We start from the raw sequence: 16441 nt of genomic DNA on the forward strand, positions 1-16441 counted from the left end.
TACGACAAACCCAATAACCTTGTCTGTATCGGAGGAACCGATGCTCAAGAAGTTTGACTCCCGTGCCCAAACAGCGCCGCGCCTGAACGTCGGTTTTATTCTCGCAAAACGCTTTACGTTGTGCGCCTTTGCGAATTTTGTCGACGTGTTGCGGCTGGCCGCAGACGAAGGTGATCGCAGTCGTCCGATCTTGTGTAAATGGACGGTTCTGTCCGATACGATGGACCCGATTTCATCAAGTAGCGGGATCGCGGTACAGCCCAAGGAACGGTTGGGGGATCCACGGCGGTTTAACTATATCGTTGTCGTCGGTGGACTGATGGATGATGCCGAAAAACTCAGCCCTGCCTACCAGAAATTCCTGCATGATGCTGCTGATGCGGGGGTGCCGCTTGTCGGCGTTTGTACTGGTGTGTTCATGCTCCATGAAGCCGGTCTTCTGGACGGGTATCGCTGCTGTGTAAGTTGGTTCCACCATTCCGAAGTTGTTGAACAATTCGAAGGCCTTGATCCGGTCACGGAGCAGATATTTGTCGTTGATCGGGACCGGTTGACCTGTTCGGGCGGGGTCAGTTCGGCCCATCTTGCGGCCTATCTTGTCGATAAGCATGTTGGGCGCGCGCAAGCGAACAAAAGTCTGCATATCATGATCATTGATGATGCGCTTCAGGCCGAAAAGCCGCAGCCGGGGATTCCGCTTGATCTGAAAACCCAGGATCAGATCGTTCAGCGTGCGCTTTTGATCATGCAGCAAAATATCGACATGCCGATTTCGGTACAGGAAATTGCCCGTCGTATGGGCAACAGCAAACGCCAGATCGAACGTCATTTCCGGCTTGCGCTTGATACCTCGCCACAGGTGGCGTTCCTTAATATCCGTCTTGATCTGGCGCAGCACCTGATCCAGAAAAGCGACAAGTCGGTTGCTCAGATTGCGGTTGATTGCGGATTTTGTGACTCGTCACATCTCAGCCGTATGTTCCGCCGCCGATATGGCTGTACGCCACAAGCCCTGCGCCGTCCAATTCAGGATTCCTTGACTGTTGCTGCGGTCGCAGAAGAACAAATAGGCGCCTGAAAACAAAAAGGGTGACCTGCCCAGTAAGGTGCAGGTCACCCTTAATCGTGTGGTGGATGGTGCAGGCCGTTTTAAAGATCGACCTCTACATCGGATAGCGGGGTGGAACAGCAAATCAGGATTTTGCCCTGATCAACTTCTCGCTGACGGATACCGCCGCCATGCTGCATGTCAACTTCGCCTGAATTCAGTTTGGATTTGCAGGTGCCGCAAATGCCGCGCTGACATGATGACATTGGCAGAAGGCCTGCTTCCTTGGCAGCTGAAAGGATCGTCATCCCCGGGTTGCATTCCACCACATGGCCGCTTTTGACAAAGTTCACGCGGAATTTCTGATCGCTGATTTCCGGTGCGACAGAACCGTGTTCTTCAAGCGTGCCAGCGGTTTCTGCTCCGAAGTCGAAGCTTTCCTCATAGTATTTTTCCATGTCAAAGCCTGCTTCTTCGAGCATGTTGCGCACGCCCTCCATGAAGCGGCCAGGGCCACAGCAAAAGACTTTGCGGTCCTTGAAGTCCGGCGTCATCAGGCTCAGCATCGGCAGGTTAAGGCGTCCGGTATAGCCTGCCCATTTGTGACTGGCCGAGCTGCTGTCACAGGTCAAGGAAACCTTAAGGCCCGGATTTTGCGCGGTCAGAAGGGCCAATTCGTCGCGGAAAATAAGATCTGACGGTGTGCGTGCGGCATGAACAAAATGCAGATCGGTCGGTTCTGACAGGTCGCTTGCAGTGCGCGTCATCGACATCATCGGTGTGATGCCGCTGCCTGCGGAAATGAACAGCAGTTTGTCTTCTGATGTTGCATCGGTTGTAAAATCACCGGCAGGACCGGTGACATTCACTTCCTTGCCCGGAACCATGTAATCATGCAGCCAGTTCGATCCCGGGCCGCCCGGAACACGTTTGACCGTGATTTCAATCCGGTATGGGCGCGCCGCAGAAGCCGAGATTGTATAGCTTCGTGTGACCATGCCCTCGACCGGCAGTTCAAACGTCATGAATTGCCCAGGGTAGAAGCGGAACGCACGGGGTTCACGCGCGGAAAAGACAAATGTCTTTACGTCATGTGTTTCCTGACGAACTTGTCGGCAAACAAGGACATCGTCGTATTCAGGATCCCAGAGCGGGACACGATTGACTTCGGTCAGAAACTGCTCTGCCGGTTCACCGTTGCTCTTGTTGCCCTCGCTTGTCTTCGTATCATTCATTCTGCGGCAATCCCGGCTTTATTCGTTTCGAAGTGATCTTCCAGACGCTTGATGTACCAATCACAGAACGCCTCGACATGGGGTTCTGTGAATTGGGAATAAGGACCGGGTTCGTAAGCGGGTTGTTCGCTGCCGATCTGGGCAAGACGGACAAGGTCTGCATCCTGCTGGTTGGTCATGTTCCACACATGGGTGAGGTTATCGAGTGTGTAATCCTCGTTTTCATGTGCATCCTTATGCACCAGCCAGGTTGTGCGGACCAAAGTCCTGGTCGGCGACAGCGGCACGACAGAGAACGTCACGATATGGTCGGCCATGAGATGGTGCCAGGAATTCGGATGCGTCCAGAAGCTTAAGCCGCCCAGTTTGGCATCGGTGAAATTGCCCAGCAGTTTTTTTGATGCCGATTTGGTATCAAGGGTGTGCGATTCCCCTTCGCGCATCAGCGGCAGCCGCATGGTACGAAAACCGGTCACATTCGACAGGTGATCTGCCTCGGCAGAGGGCAGGCCGCAGGATTCCCACCGTGCGTGGTCGCGGTGCAGGGTTTCGGTATATTGCGCAACATCGTCGGTGCGACGGTCGTCCAGCTCATCTGGCGAGAAACCAAAACCGAACGCAGAGAGCGGAACCGTTAGCTGAGGATGGTTGCCATCACAGTGATAGCATTCGCGATTGTTTTCCATGGTCAGCTTCCAGTTTCCTTCCTCGATCAGTTCGGAAACATGGGCGACCTTGCAGTTCGTAATATCATGCGGCGCGAGATAGGGCTCCATGACCTTGGCCATTTCGTCGATATCAGTCGGGGCATCCTTGGCAAGGCAAATAAAGATCAAGCCCGCGATAGAGCGGACATGCACGGTCTTGAGCCCGTGACATGTCTTGTCGAAACCCGAGCCCATATGTTCGGCCAGGATCAGATCGCCGTCTTCGTTATAGGTCCAGCCGTGATAGCGACAGACAATGTTGCCAATGGTCGTCTGTCGTTCATCAATCAGCTTGGCACCACGGTGGCGGCACACATTGTGAAAGGCGCGAATGTTCATGTCGTCGCCACGCAGGATCAGGACTGATGCGCTGCCAATTTCAACAGTGACACAGTCGCCCGGCTCGGGAAGTTCCGGTTCGACAGCCACGAAAATCCAGTTCTGTCCAAAGATGACATCAAGATCGAGATCAAGAATATCCTGGGCCTGGTAAAACGGGGCTTCAAGGCTTTTGAATTTCTCGCGGCGTGCAACGAGCTGTTGAATATTTGATGAGGAATGCATGGTCGGATACCTCGGCTTCTCTCAATGGTATCTTGATGGGATCCTGTGCATGGCTGACCGTGTGCATCAGGGCGTAAGCATATCACCGAATATGTGGTTCGGCGTACGAGCAAATAAAACCGGTTGTTTCCGGCCTTTGGCTTATTTCCTGGACGTCTTCAGTAGCTACCTGCGCACGAGAGAGCTGGTATAGCCGAGGAGTCTGACAGTTTTTCGCGTACAGATCATGTGAAAAACATGCACGCGACAGGCCATTTCCCATGCCGATACGGTCACGGGTATCCTTGGCATTCGCCACAAAGAACGAATGCGCCGGAACATCCATGCGCGATGCGCATGCTGGCTTGCGGGCTGTCAGTTGCACCCAAAGTCTCCCTCTTCTCCGTCGGCAGGTAACCTGCTCTTGGTGTCGCCCACGGCAATAGAGTGAACGATCCGAAAATCTATTTCTAAATGAGGTCGCTAAGGGAGAAAACTTAAGTCAATTGGGCAGTAGGTTTGCGACGTAGATACCCTGTTGTGCGAAAAGTCACCCCAAACCCACCGATCTGTTGGGTGTTAAAGCCGATCTCATGTGTGAGATCGGTGCTGGGAAAGTGATGGTTTCAATACTGGCGCGGTTGTTTTCGGGATTTGCTGCGCATACTGCGCAAGGTGACGCGATAATTTTGGGAAAATGCCCGACTGAGTGCCGCATGGCTTTTAAACCCGGTTTGCAAGGCAATATCGGCAAAGGTTAAATCGGTAGACCGTGCAAGATCGCGGGCCCGCCCAAGGCGCAGCATCTGATAATACTTGCCCGGTGCCATTCTGAGATTTTCCTGAAAGACGCGATCGAGACTGCGCAAAGAACATCCTGTGCGGGTAGCAATGGTTTTCAAGCCAACCGGCGTTTCGATATGGACGATCATTTCATTTACCGCACGGCGTACCACATCCGCGCCCGGCCCATGCAACCGATCTGCCCCGCGGGCATGGCGGTGCGGTGGGTCACTTGTTTGGTTTTGTGTTTGATGGCGGGCGTCATAGACAAAAAGATTGCTGACATCAAAGGCGACAGCCGGACCAAATTGCTGTGCAAGGATATGCAGCATCAATTCCATAACGGTCGCGGCACCGCCCGATGTGATGATCTTGCCATCCTCAACAAAGCGATCCGTCAGGACATCGACATAAGGGAAATGTTCACGAAACTGATCAAGCTCCTGCCAGTGAATAGTGGCCGATTTTCCCACCAACATTCCACAAGAAGCCAGCATCCAGGCGGCGGTATCAACGCCGATCACGGTGTGTGCATGTTGCGCAGCATTTTGCAGCCGCGCACGTGTGCGCGATGACAGGTGATCACGCATGCCATAGCCCGATATCACCACCAGATAATCAGTCTTTGCGGGATCTGGGATGCTATTCAGTGCGGCTTTTGGGCTGATGACAAGATCGCTGGAACTTGTGGTCGGTGTGCCATCCACCGTGCAAATGTCCCACCGGATGTCTGGTCCGTTGGGCAGTCCGGCTGCGGCGCGCAGGGGTTCAAGAGCACTGGCCAGCACAAGGTTTGAAAACCCGTCAAACAGAACGAAGACAAATCGGTGATGTACGTTTGGCATAAATTGCAAATTAAATGACGGGTTATGTAAAATCAATACACCTCAATGCCGGTAGGCTGGCGACAGATCAATGGACCGCAAAAGCCAGAGAGGCCGTCATGCCGCTTTCGATGAACAAGGAAGTCTTTATTACCGCAGCCGTTACCGGATCAGGTGGAACAGAGGATAAATCCCCGCATGTGCCGCGTTCCCCCGAACAAATTGCCAACAGCGCGATTGATGCCGCCAAGGCAGGGGCGGCGGTGGTGCATTGCCATGTACGTGATCCGAAGACCGGTGCGCCGTCACGTGATCTTCGCTATTACCGCGAACTCACCGAACGGGTGCGTGCCGCTGATGTTGACGTGGTTCTGAACCTGACGGCGGGTATGGGCGGCGATATCGTCTTTGGCTCAACCGAAGCACCCCTTCCGGTCGATGAAGTGGCAACCGACATGATCGGGGCGTCTGAACGCTTGGCTCATATCGCCGATTGTTTGCCGGAAATCTGTACGCTTGACTGCGGCACGATGAATTTCGCCGAAGCCGACTATGTCATGACCAACACGCCGGGCATGCTGCGCGCCATGGGGCAGATGATGACAGATCTCGGCGTGAAGCCCGAAATCGAAGCATTCGATACCGGGCATCTGTGGTTCGCCAAGCAGCTTGTGTCTGAAGGCATTCTGAAAAGCCCGGCACTTGTGCAGCTTTGCATGGGCATTCCGTGGGGCGCGCCCAATGATCTCAATACTTTTATGGCGATGGTCAATAACGTGCCATCTGATTGGGATTGGTCGGCATTTTCCATTGGGCGCGATCAGATGCCCTATGTTGCAGCGTCGGTTCTGGCGGGAGGAAATGTCCGCGTTGGGTTGGAAGACAATATCTATCTGTCCAAAGGGGTGCTTGCGACCAATGCCCAACTGGTTGAACGTGCAGTCGGGATCATCGAAGGAATGGGTGCCAGTGTGATTGGCCCGGATGCCGTGCGCAAAAAGCTTGGCCTGACCAAGCGGGAGCCACGCTAATGCCTGTGAGCAAAAACAAAAAAGCCGCGATTATTGGTGGCGGTGTCATTGGGGGTGGCTGGGCAGCCCGTTTTTTGCTGAACGGTTGGGATGTTGCCGTGTTTGACCCGGACCCGCAGGCTGAGCGCAAGATAGGCGAGGTGCTTGAAAATGCCCGTCGCAGTCTTCCGGCCCTTTATGATCGGGCTTTGCCACCTGAAGGGGAACTGACATTCCATGATGACATGGCAACGGCGGTAAAAGGGGCCACGTGGATTCAGGAAAGTGTTCCCGAACAGCTTGCGCTTAAGCACAAGATCCTTGCACAAATTCAAACCCATGCCCCCGGTGATTGCATGATCGGATCATCAACGTCCGGGTTTAAGCCAAGTGAACTTCAGCAAGGTTCGATCAACCCCGGTCAGATCGTGGTCGTCCATCCGTTCAATCCGGTTTATCTGCTGCCGCTGATCGAGGTCGTGCCGTCGGATGTGACCGATGCGGCGGTGCTTGAGGCGGGGTGTGATGTGCTGCGTGCGGTTGGGCTTAAGCCGCTTGTGGTGCATAAGGAAATTGATGCGCATATCGCAGACCGCCTTCTTGAAGCCGTTTGGCGCGAAGGGCTTTGGCTTGTCCATGACGAGGTGGCAACGACTGCGGAAATTGATGATGCCATCCGATATGGCTTTGGTCTGCGTTGGGCGCAGATGGGGCTGTTTGAAACCTACCGGATTGCCGGGGGCGAAGCCGGGATGGAACATTTCATTGGTCAGTTTGGCCCGGCATTGAAATGGCCCTGGACCAAGCTGATGGATGTGCCGGAACTGACCCCGGAACTGACAGCACGCATTGCGCAGCAATCTGATGATCAGTCCGGGCATATGACGATCCGCGAACTGGAACGTCTGCGCGATGACAACCTTGTTGGCATGATGCGTGCGCTTAAGAAATCGGGCAGTGGCGCGGGCGGTACGATCAACGATCATGAGGTGACTTTGCCGGCCCCGGCCCCGCGCAATGATTTGCCCGTCACGGTAGATCGTCAGGTCCCGCAAAGCTGGACGGATTACAACGGGCATATGAATGAAGCCCATTATGTTGAAGTCAGCGGGCAGGCAAGCGATCGCTTCATGGAAATGATTGGTGCCGATGCTGATTATATCGCGGCTGGGGGCAGCTATTTTACGGTAGAGAACCATGTTTGCTACTTGCAGGAAATCAAGGCAGGCGATCAAATACGTGTCACGACGCAATTGATCAGTGCCAAGGGCAAGAAGCTGCATTTGTTCCATCGTCTGATCGGGGCTGATGGCGAAACCGCAGCAACGGTCGAAACGTTTTTGCTGCATGTTGATCTGAAAACGCGCCGGACGTCAGAGCCGGGTGGCGTGGTCGCAGGCAATCTTGCCAATATGGCCGCACGTCATGCCGCGATGCCAAAACCCGAACAGCTTGGCCGGGCAATCGGGTAATCTGTTCGTTTAGGGCAAATTTACAATAACGCGTGCAATTGCCCTTGCAGTCTTTAACTGCGGGGGCTTCCGCGTTAGGCTGAGGTATCATGTCTTTATTGAGGACCCGTTGATGGCCAATTCCGATCAGGTTTCCGCCGATGTTGCCTATGACCCGATGCCTGAGGAAGAAGGCATTCGTGCGTTTATCGCCAAATGTGATGGTTTTTATCCGCCAGATGCCGTTGCCGCGGGCATTGCGCAGCAACGTGCGTGGTATGACGCGCTTTGTGCGGAATTTGCCTTTGCGCATCCGGACGGCATGCAGGTTGAAGACGATGTCATTGCTGATGTCCCGGTACGCCACTACCGCCCGGCCAATCGCACCTCAAACCACAAGATCGTCTATATGCATGGCGGTGGCTTTGTCGTCGGATCACGCGATAGCCATGACGCAATTTGCGCTGAAATCGCCGAGGCGGCAAAAGCTGAACTGGTGGCAATCGATTATCGCCTGGCGCCGGAACATGTCTGGCCTGCACAGCATGAAGATTGTCATCGGGTGACGCAAAGCCTTCTGTCATCGGGCAGGAAGGTCGTGCTTGTGGGTGATAGTGCCGGGGGCATGTTGGCCGCCGGAATTGCCGTGCGCGCCCGCGAGGAGGGCTTTGGCGACCGTGTTCTCGGGCAGGTGTTGATCTATCCGGCCCTTGGCGGGGACTTGAATTGGCCAAGCTATGGTCAAATGGCGAATGCACCGGGCCTTAGCACCGATGACGTTATTTACTATCGCGATGTCCTGAAGGCACCGATGGATGATCCGTTCGCCCATGCATTATCCGTCGATGATTTGCGTGGATTGCCCGACACCTTCATCACTGCGGCCTATTTTGATCCGCTGCGTGATGACGGGCGCGAATATACCGCGCGCCTTGCCCGTGCAGGCATTTCGGTCCAATACCGCGAAGAACCGCAAATGATCCATGGCTGGCTGCGTGCCCGGCATATGAGCCCGGGTGCCAAAACCGCGTTCGGGCATCTGTGCGATGCGATCACAACCATGGCCGGACAGGAATAACACCAAAAGGGCCGGATGACCGGCCCTTTTGTGTTGGGTTACATGAAGTTTCGCGGAATGGTTTTTTCCCACTTCTTTTCAAAGACCTGTTCGGCCCCCTCATAACCGATGACCCAGGCCGAGACATACCAATTGTCACGATCACACCGCAGTTCGGCATGGCAATCGGTACGCACGGACCAGTCATCACGTTCAAGATCACAGGTCCATGCCGCTTCACCGCATACCGTGTTTGGATCAAGCGGATTGATCGTCCATGTTTCGCTGCGCACTTGACGTGTCGCAAGCCGCGAACCGGGATGTTCATTAAGACCGGTATCTTCATAAATCCGATAGCGCGTTTCGTTCTGCGTCAGGTTGCGGTGAACGCTGCGTTCCGTCCGGCTGGGTTTATGTTCGATATATTTTGGCAGGGGATCGGGATTGTCCGGTTCCTTGACCTCAATGACCTCATGTTCGCCCAGCAGCGGCAGATCAAAGCGGATCGATGACGGCGCAATGGTAAGGCCCGCATCAAAGGGCGGTGGCAGGATCATCGGCCAATAGGATGTCGACAAGGCCAGACGCATGCGATGGCCGGCGTTAAAGCGATAGCCGCACGCATCAAGCACCAGCTTGATCGTGACCTTCTGCCCGCGCGGCATTGGTTGCGGGTCGTTATAGTTGGCGTCCGGATCGCGATGGGCAAGGTTTAAGACACCAAACGATACCCGTGTTGCTGTCCCGTCCGGATGGACATCGACAAGCCGCGCGCACAGGTTTGACCAGTCTGCATCACATTCAAGATCAACAGTCAGAACCGGACGGCCCAGCAGGTCAACTTCGGCCTCCAACGGTGCGGTTTCAAACACCAGCGATCCGGCATCATCGCCACGCTGATCAATCGCCATTTCCGCATCGGGTTTCAGGGTAAAATATTCCCCGGCGGATGTTCCGGTATCAAGCGGTGACTTCAGATAGATGTCTGCTGCCGGTTCGTCGCTTTTTCCGGCGTCAAAGGACAATTCCCCTGCGTTGACGACCATGGTTTTGGTTTCGGGCCGGGTCCAGGTGTCCTTGGCGATCCAGAAGCCCGGATCAAAATCGCGGCGCAGGGCCGGTTTGATGCCATCAAGGATATAGGCGCGCACCTGCGGCAGGTCTTCCATGCCGTTATCATCACCCCGCAGCCATTTGTTCCACCATTTGATGGCTTCGCCGGTGAAATCTGCACGCGGCTTGGGCCATGAGAAATGCGGGTATTTGTGCACCCATGGGCCAATCAATGCCTTGGAACGATCTGGCATGCCTTCGATGGCACGCATAGGCGTGTTGCGGTATCCATCGGCCCAACCGGCCAAAACCATGGACGGGATTTTGACTGCATCAAAATCCTCGCAGATAGAGGCATGTTTCCAGAAATCGTCCCGGGTTTGATGCTGTAGCCATTCTTCCAAAAAGAACGGTTCTTCTTTTAGGCGGTGCAACCACATCGCACGCCAGTCATCCCCAACCAGTGCCGGATCCGGTGTGCGCGACTGATAGGCCAGCATGGTTGCCGCCCATGACAGTTGTGCCGCCAGCTGACAGCCATTTTTATAATGGATATCGTCGTTATAGCGATCCACGGTGGATGCGATGGAAATCACCGCCTTAAGGGCGGGTGGGTTAAGTGCGGCAACCTGCAGGCAGTTAAATCCGCCCCAGGAAATCCCCATCATGCCGACCGATCCGTTGCACCATGGCTGATCTGCGATCCAGGCAATCAGTTCGCATGCATTGGCCAGTTCAAGTTCGCTATATTCACCGTCAATGACGCCGTCAGACTCACCCGATCCGCGAATATCCACACGCACCCCGGCGATGCCGGCCTTGGCAAACTCGGGATAGGTTGCCTCATCGCGCACGCAGGTGCCATCCCCCTTGCGATAGGGCAGAAATTCGAAAACTGCCGGCACCGGATCATTTTCGGCATTTCCGGGCATCCACATGCGGGCTGCCAGACGGGTGCCGTCGGCAAGGGTGATAAAGGTGTTTTCAATAACGGTGAAGTTTCGTTCGGACATGGTGGGGCGTCGTTCTTCTGGATGGCTGTTCAGGTCTTGTGGGGCTTATCCAAAAAGGCGGCCCATGATCCGGGCCGCCTTTTTGTGTTTTGCACGGTTTTAGTGCCCGGCACTTTCCATTTTGCGCGTGGCCAGAACTTTCTCCAGCCAGCCCAATTCCATTTCCGGCACCGACTTCAAAAGAAGGTCGGTGTAATCGTCAAATGGCGGGTTGAGCACTTCGGATCGTGGGCCGAAATCAACCAGTTTGCCTTGGAGCATCACGGCCACGGAATCCGCGATTGCACGGACAATCGCGATATCATGGGTGATGAACAGATAGGACACCTGACGTTCCTTTTGCAGGCGCAGCAAAAGATCAAGGATGCCTTCGGCCACCAGCGGATCAAGGGCCGAGGTTGGCTCGTCACACAGGATCAGTTCCGGCTTTGCAGCCAAGGCGCGGGCGATGGCAACGCGCTGTTTCTGACCGCCGGAAAGCTCCGCCGGATAGCGGTCATAGAAAGCTTCGCCCATCTCGATTTCATCAAGAAGTTTGATGACTTCCTTTTTGCGCTCCGAACCACGTATGCCAAAATAGAACTGCAACGGACGGCCGATGATCTGCCCGACCGTCTGGCGCGGGTTCATCGCCGTATCCGCCATTTGATAGATCAGCTGAATGCGGCGCAAATGATCGCGTGAGCGGTCCTTTTGTGCGTTTGACAGTTCTTCGCCGTTAAAGGTCACCTGACCTGCAAACGGCGGCAGAAGGCCGGTAATGACACGTGCCAATGTTGACTTGCCCGAACCGGACTCCCCCACAACGGCCAGTGTCTGACCGCGCGGGACATGCAGTGACACGTCATGAAGAACCTGAACCCCGTTGCCATAGGCCGCCGAGATGTTTTCGACTTTCAGCAACGCATCGGACTGATCACGTGCCTCGGTCTGTTTGGTCTGACGGACATTGACGAGTGCCTTGGTATATTCCTGACGTGGGGCTTCAATGATCTGCTGAACCGGACCATATTCAACCGTTTCACCGTTGCGCAGCACCATGATGTCATCGGAAATCTGCGCAACAACCGCCAGATCGTGGGTGATATAGAGCGCGGCTGTGCCGGTCTTTTCAATCGCGTTCTTGATCGCGGCCAGAACGTCGATCTGGGTCGTGACATCAAGAGCGGTGGTCGGTTCATCAAAGACGATCAGTTCCGGTTTGGAACACAGCGCCATGGCAGTCATTGCGCGTTGTAATTGCCCGCCTGATACCTGATGCGGATAGCGTTTGCCAAAATTCTTCGGGTCAGGAAGACCCAGAATTTCAAACAGGTAATCGGCCCTTTTCCGGGCTTCATCACGGGTCATCAGGCCATGTTCAACCGTGGCTTCGATCACCTGATCACCCAGTTTGTGAGCCGGGTTAAATGATGCGGCGGCCGATTGGGCGACGTAACAGACCCTTGCACCGCGAATGCTGCGGATGCCGGTTTTTCCCAGATCAAGGATGTCCTTGCCTTCAAGAAGGACTTCGCCGCCGGTGATGCGCACACCACCCCGGCCATAGGCAAGAGCAGCAAGGCCGATGGTGGACTTGCCCGCACCGGATTCCCCGATCAGGCCAAGCACCTTGCCTTTTTGCAGATCAAAGGAAATGCCGTGGACAATCTCGATGTCCTGCGGTGCTTCGCCCGGTGGAAAGATGGTCGCGCCAATGCGCAAATCGCGTACCGATAAAAGATCAGACATCGCCGCGGCCTCCTTTCAGGCTGGATGTGCGTTTGAGCAACCAGTCGACAACCATGTTCACACAGACCGCAAGGGCGGCAATCGCCCCGCCCGGGATAAGGGCGGCCTGAACACCAAAGATGATGCCATCCTTGTTGTCCTTGACCATGCCGCCCCAGTCGGCAGCCGGTGGCTGAATGCCAAGGCCCAGGAACGACAGGGTCGACAGGAATAGGATCGAAAAGGCAAAACGCAGACCGAATTCCGCCAGAAGCGGCGAAAGCGTGTTGGGCAGGATTTCGCGGAAGATAATCCACATTCTGCCTTCACCGCGCAGTTTGGCGGCCTCGACAAACTCCATCACCGCAACGTCAAGTGCAACGGCACGGCCCAGACGGTAAACGCGTGTCGAGTCCAAAATAGCCATTACCGCAATCAGGATGAAGATATTTTGCGGCAAAACCGCAAGGACGACGAGGGCGAAAATCAAAGTCGGGATCGACATCATCAAATCATTCAGGCGCGACAGCCCCTGATCAATCGGACCGCCGGAAACCGCGGCCGTAAAGCTCAGGAAAATACCAATCGAAAATGACAGGATCGATGCCGCAAGCGACACAAACAGCGTTGTCTGTGCACCGTAAATCAGGCGAGACAAAAGATCGCGCCCCAGATTGTCAGTGCCCAGAAGATAAAGATCATTGGCCGGTTCCCAAACGCCAGCCACAATCTCGCGTTCCCCATAGGGGGCAAGAAGCGGGGCGAAAACCGCACAGCCAAAAGCAAACAGGATGCCCAGAATTCCGATCCAGGCGGTCAGCGGGATTTCACGTAATCTCATCGCGGATGCCTCAGTCTCGGATTGGCGATAATGGCGACGAGATCGGCCACCATGTTAAGCAGGATATACACTGCAGCAAAGATCAGACCACAGGCCTGAACGACGGGCATGTCACGCACCGTCACCGCATCAACCATGTATTGTCCCATGCCGGGATAGACAAAGACCACCTCGACGACAACCACGCCCACCACAAGATAGGCAAGGTTGAGCGCAACCACATTGACAATCGGTGCAATGGCATTGGGGGCAGCATGTTTGACGATTGCCTTGAACGCCCCAAGGCCCTTAAGTTCAGCTGTTTCCATATAGGCCGATGACATCACGCTGATGATGGCAGCGCGCGTCATGCGCATCATATGCGCCAGCACGACCAGAACCAGTGTCGCGGTGGGCAGGGCGATGGCCGACATCCGTTCCGAGAGGCTCATGCTGTCATAAACGGTGGATGGGAACGTCGCCACACCCATCTGAACCGCAAAGAACACAATCAGGATGTAACCGATAAAGAATTCCGGCAGCGAAATCGCTGCAAGCGAAATGATGTTGATCACGCGATCTGGAATACGATTGCGGTAGTGCACGGCAATCATGCCAAGACCAACCGCAAGCGGCACCGAAATGGCCGCAGCAAAAAACGCAAGGAACAGCGAATTGCCCAGACGTTTGGTGATTTGTTCGGTCACAGGGGCCCCGCTGGCCCAGCTATTGCCGAAATCACCTTGAACAACGCCGCCAAGCCATTCGAAATAGCGGGTGGTGATCGGTCGGTCCAGACCAAGGTCGGCCCGGATATTGGCAATTGCCTGTGGGGTGGCGGATTGACCAAGATAGGTTTGGGCAAAGTCGCCCGGCAGGGCTTCGACCCCGGCAAAAATCAGGACTGAAACAGCCCAAAGCAACAACACACTCAGGCCCAGACGTTCGGCAATCAGAACCGATAACGGATGGGTTTCTTTTAGTCTGTGTCGCGCGGCTCGCACGCCGGCCAAGGGATTGGCCATGAACACATACTCCCCCTTAGTGGCCTGAACGGAAATTCAAGACGGGTGGGACGACAAAGGGATGCTTTGCCTCCATCTGGAATTTTCGGTCAGACCATTGATCAAACAACAGGTGGTGAACAAGACGGGGACCACGACCAAAAGGCCGTGATCCCGCCATTTTCAATCAACGGGGTGGCTTGCACCCCATTTGATTAGCTGTTCAGCCAAAGACGCGTAGCAACATATCCGTTCGACATGTCGTTGCCGATGTCCTGAACGAAGCCAGAAACATTGGTGGTTGTTGCGTTCACGAAGTCATTGAACATCGGCAGGATCAAACCGCCAGTGTCACGAACCATGAGCGCCATGTCGTGGTACATTTCCTTACGTTTGGCCTGGTCAAGTTCAGCACGCGCTTCGAGAAGGATCTTGTCGAAGTCGGTGTTGAAGAAGCGGGTGTCGTTCCAGTCCGCAGAAGACAGGTAGGCCGTGGAATACATCTGGTCCTGGGTCGGGCGACCGCCCCAGTAAGAGGTCGAGAACGGCTGAACGTTCCAGACGTTCGACCAGTAACCATCACCCGGCTCACGTTTGATTTCGATATCAATGCCCGCTTTCTTGGCGGTTTCCTGATACAGAACGGCGGCATCAACAGCGCCGGGGAAGGCGACGTCAGATGTGCGCAGCAGAACCGAACCATCATGACCGGATTTCTTGAAGTGGAAGGCTGCCTTGTCCGGGTCATAGGCGCGCTGTTCGATGCCTTCCGGGAACAGGGCATAGGTTTCGTTGATCGGAAAATCGTTGCCAACTTTACCGTAACCGCCAAGGATTTTCTCGACCATAGTTTCACGGTCCATCGCGTATTTCAGCGCCAGACGCAGGTCGTTGTTATCAAACGGTGCGGTGTTGCAATGCATGATGAAGACATAGTGACCACGGCCCGAAGTGGTCTGGATTTCAACATTCGGCGCACGCTTGAGAAGGCCAACGGTTTTCGGATCAACACGGTTGATGAAATGTACCTGACCCGATGACAAGGCCGCCATACGTGCGGTTGCATCGTTCATGACGATCATTTCAACGGAATCAACAAAGCCACGATCGTTGCGCCAGTCGTTTTCGTTTTTCACGAATGTTGCGCGAACACCGGCTTCGAAATTGTCGATCTTGAACGGGCCGGTACCGATACCGGCATTCGGGTTGTCATACCCGCCGCCCGGCTGGATGACGAGGTGATAGTCACTCAGCAACAGCGGAAGGTCGGCATTGCCTTCAGACAAGGTCAGGACAAGGTCGCCGCCCTTGTTCTCAATGCCCTTGATCGAGCCCAGAACGCCCAGTGCACCGGACTCGGATTTTTCATCCGTGTGGCGGTTCAGGGTTTTGACAACGTCATCAATGGTCAATTCAGAACCATCATGGAACTCAACGCCCTTGCGGATTTTGAACGTCCAGACGGATGCATCGGCATTCGGTTCCCAGGACTCTGCCAGTGCCGGAACGGCAAGGCCGCTGGTCGGGTGCGATTCAACAAGCGTGTCGCCCCAGTTGCGGTTCATGGCAAAGGTGAACTGCGATGCCGATTTGGCCGGATCAATCACGTCGGTCGAAGCGCCGCCCTGCAGGCCAAGCTTCAAGTGGCCACCACGTTTTGGTTCCTGTGCCATCGCGGCCGTGCCATACAGGCTGGTGGCGGCTGCCAACGTCAGTCCTGCTGCCATGGAGCGGCCGATAAACTCACGACGGTTCATTTCATGAGCACTGACGCGTGACGCGAAATACTTGATAGGGTCAGTCATCCCTGTTCCTTCTCTGATGCATTTGGTCTTGTTGAATTATTTAAATGTTGCGGCAGTTGGCCTGCGATTTTTGTGTTTGATGGTGCAGGTTTGGATGCCATTCCGACATATGCGGGCATGCAGCATTCAGAAATGCTGTTTTCATGTCGCCGACGTTACGCAGTGAATGACCCCCCGTTTACCGCAATAATTTTCCCTTTGGGTATGCGCACTGCCATGGACATCCTCCCGACAGGAAAGCATCCGTCAAAATGTGTCCGTTCAGAACCAATGTTGTTCTGTTCGGAAAGCACATGTTGTGTGGGACAGACAGTGCACAAATCACGCATATGGTGACACGAGTATGATGCCTTCTTCAAGCCAAGTGCGCCGATGTCA

General features: G+C 54.8%; 12 protein-coding genes. 4 read left to right on the top strand and 8 right to left on the bottom strand.

Annotated elements, in window-relative coordinates; translation table 11 throughout:
- The first annotated feature begins 40 nt into the window (after nt 1-40).
- Complete coding sequence (locus tag JF44_RS0105475; protein ID WP_033067971.1) at nt 41-1078, top strand: GlxA family transcriptional regulator; 1038 nt, start codon at nt 41-43, stop codon at nt 1076-1078.
- A 71-nt stretch (nt 1079-1149) separates the two neighbouring features.
- Here the strand turns inward: JF44_RS0105475 and JF44_RS0105480 are convergent, their stop codons facing one another.
- The 3 genes from JF44_RS0105480 to JF44_RS0105490 all read right to left on the bottom strand — a co-directional run bounded on the left by JF44_RS0105480 (nt 1150) and on the right by JF44_RS0105490 (nt 5161).
- On the bottom strand, nt 1150-2283 hold the full coding sequence (locus JF44_RS0105480; protein WP_033067972.1) for an FAD-binding oxidoreductase: 1134 nt from the start codon (nt 2281-2283) through the stop codon (nt 1150-1152).
- A complete protein-coding gene (locus JF44_RS0105485) occupies nt 2280-3554 on the bottom strand; it encodes an aromatic ring-hydroxylating oxygenase subunit alpha (RefSeq protein ID WP_033067973.1) in 1275 nt (424 codons plus the stop codon). Before JF44_RS0105485 ends, JF44_RS0105480 begins: the two co-directional genes overlap by 4 nt.
- A 605-nt stretch (nt 3555-4159) precedes the next feature.
- On the bottom strand, nt 4160-5161 hold the full coding sequence (locus JF44_RS0105490) for a GlxA family transcriptional regulator (protein WP_033067974.1): 1002 nt from the start codon (nt 5159-5161) through the stop codon (nt 4160-4162).
- Nucleotides 5162-5259: 98 nt separating this feature from the next.
- Here JF44_RS0105490 and bcoG point away from each other — a divergent pair, with 98 nt between their 5' ends.
- From bcoG to JF44_RS0105505, 3 genes are all read left to right on the top strand, one after another.
- Nucleotides 5260-6171 (top strand): 3-dehydrocarnitine:acetyl-CoA trimethylamine transferase BcoG, encoded by a 912-nt coding sequence (gene bcoG / locus JF44_RS0105495; RefSeq protein WP_033067975.1) that lies wholly within the window; start codon nt 5260-5262, stop codon nt 6169-6171.
- Nucleotides 6171-7622 carry a carnitine 3-dehydrogenase gene (locus tag JF44_RS0105500; protein ID WP_033067976.1) on the top strand — a complete coding sequence of 484 codons (1452 nt, stop codon included), beginning with the start codon at nt 6171-6173 and terminating at the stop codon, nt 7620-7622. Before bcoG ends, JF44_RS0105500 begins: the two co-directional genes overlap by 1 nt.
- Before the next feature lie 112 nt (nt 7623-7734).
- On the top strand, nt 7735-8679 hold the full coding sequence (locus JF44_RS0105505; protein ID WP_052065476.1) for an alpha/beta hydrolase: 945 nt from the start codon (nt 7735-7737) through the stop codon (nt 8677-8679).
- 38 nt (nt 8680-8717) lie between these two features.
- Here the strand turns inward: JF44_RS0105505 and JF44_RS0105510 are convergent, their stop codons facing one another.
- The 5 genes from JF44_RS0105510 to JF44_RS0105530 all read right to left on the bottom strand — a co-directional run bounded on the left by JF44_RS0105510 (nt 8718) and on the right by JF44_RS0105530 (nt 16063).
- Complete coding sequence (locus tag JF44_RS0105510) at nt 8718-10724, bottom strand: CocE/NonD family hydrolase (RefSeq protein ID WP_033067977.1); 2007 nt, start codon at nt 10722-10724, stop codon at nt 8718-8720.
- Nucleotides 10725-10823: 99 nt separating this feature from the next.
- Complete coding sequence (locus JF44_RS0105515) at nt 10824-12455, bottom strand: ABC transporter ATP-binding protein (RefSeq protein WP_033067978.1); 1632 nt, start codon at nt 12453-12455, stop codon at nt 10824-10826.
- The gene (locus tag JF44_RS0105520) at nt 12448-13275 is read right to left on the bottom strand and encodes an ABC transporter permease (RefSeq protein WP_033067979.1); all 828 of its coding nucleotides are present in this window, start codon (nt 13273-13275) and stop codon (nt 12448-12450) included. The genes JF44_RS0105515 and JF44_RS0105520 overlap by 8 nt, the downstream gene beginning before the upstream one ends.
- Nucleotides 13272-14279: an ABC transporter permease gene (locus tag JF44_RS0105525; RefSeq protein ID WP_033067980.1), complete on the bottom strand. Its 1008-nt coding sequence runs from the start codon at nt 14277-14279 to the stop codon at nt 13272-13274. The genes JF44_RS0105520 and JF44_RS0105525 overlap by 4 nt, the downstream gene beginning before the upstream one ends.
- Before the next feature lie 194 nt (nt 14280-14473).
- Nucleotides 14474-16063 (bottom strand): ABC transporter substrate-binding protein, encoded by a 1590-nt coding sequence (locus tag JF44_RS0105530; protein WP_033067981.1) that lies wholly within the window; start codon nt 16061-16063, stop codon nt 14474-14476.
- Nucleotides 16064-16441 lie beyond the last annotated feature (378 nt).

Source organism: Thalassospira australica, assembly GCF_000763295.1.
GTDB lineage: Bacteria > Pseudomonadota > Alphaproteobacteria > Rhodospirillales > Thalassospiraceae > Thalassospira > Thalassospira australica.

Excerpts from the sequence above, each read along its gene's own strand:
- JF44_RS0105475 (WP_033067971.1), top strand. The coding sequence starts at position 41 with ATGCTCAAGAAGTTTGACTCCCGTGCCCAAACAGCGCCGCGCCTGAAC.
- JF44_RS0105480 (WP_033067972.1), bottom strand. The coding sequence starts at position 2,283 with ATGAATGATACGAAGACAAGCGAGGGCAACAAGAGCAACGGTGAACCG.
- JF44_RS0105485 (WP_033067973.1), bottom strand. The coding sequence starts at position 3,554 with ATGCATTCCTCATCAAATATTCAACAGCTCGTTGCACGCCGCGAGAAA.
- JF44_RS0105490 (WP_033067974.1), bottom strand. The coding sequence starts at position 5,161 with ATGCCAAACGTACATCACCGATTTGTCTTCGTTCTGTTTGACGGGTTT.
- bcoG (WP_033067975.1), top strand. The coding sequence starts at position 5,260 with ATGCCGCTTTCGATGAACAAGGAAGTCTTTATTACCGCAGCCGTTACC.
- JF44_RS0105500 (WP_033067976.1), top strand. The coding sequence starts at position 6,171 with ATGCCTGTGAGCAAAAACAAAAAAGCCGCGATTATTGGTGGCGGTGTC.
- JF44_RS0105505 (WP_052065476.1), top strand. The coding sequence starts at position 7,735 with ATGGCCAATTCCGATCAGGTTTCCGCCGATGTTGCCTATGACCCGATG.
- JF44_RS0105510 (WP_033067977.1), bottom strand. The coding sequence starts at position 10,724 with ATGTCCGAACGAAACTTCACCGTTATTGAAAACACCTTTATCACCCTT.
- JF44_RS0105515 (WP_033067978.1), bottom strand. The coding sequence starts at position 12,455 with ATGTCTGATCTTTTATCGGTACGCGATTTGCGCATTGGCGCGACCATC.
- JF44_RS0105520 (WP_033067979.1), bottom strand. The coding sequence starts at position 13,275 with ATGAGATTACGTGAAATCCCGCTGACCGCCTGGATCGGAATTCTGGGC.
- JF44_RS0105525 (WP_033067980.1), bottom strand. The coding sequence starts at position 14,279 with ATGGCCAATCCCTTGGCCGGCGTGCGAGCCGCGCGACACAGACTAAAA.
- JF44_RS0105530 (WP_033067981.1), bottom strand. The coding sequence starts at position 16,063 with ATGACTGACCCTATCAAGTATTTCGCGTCACGCGTCAGTGCTCATGAA.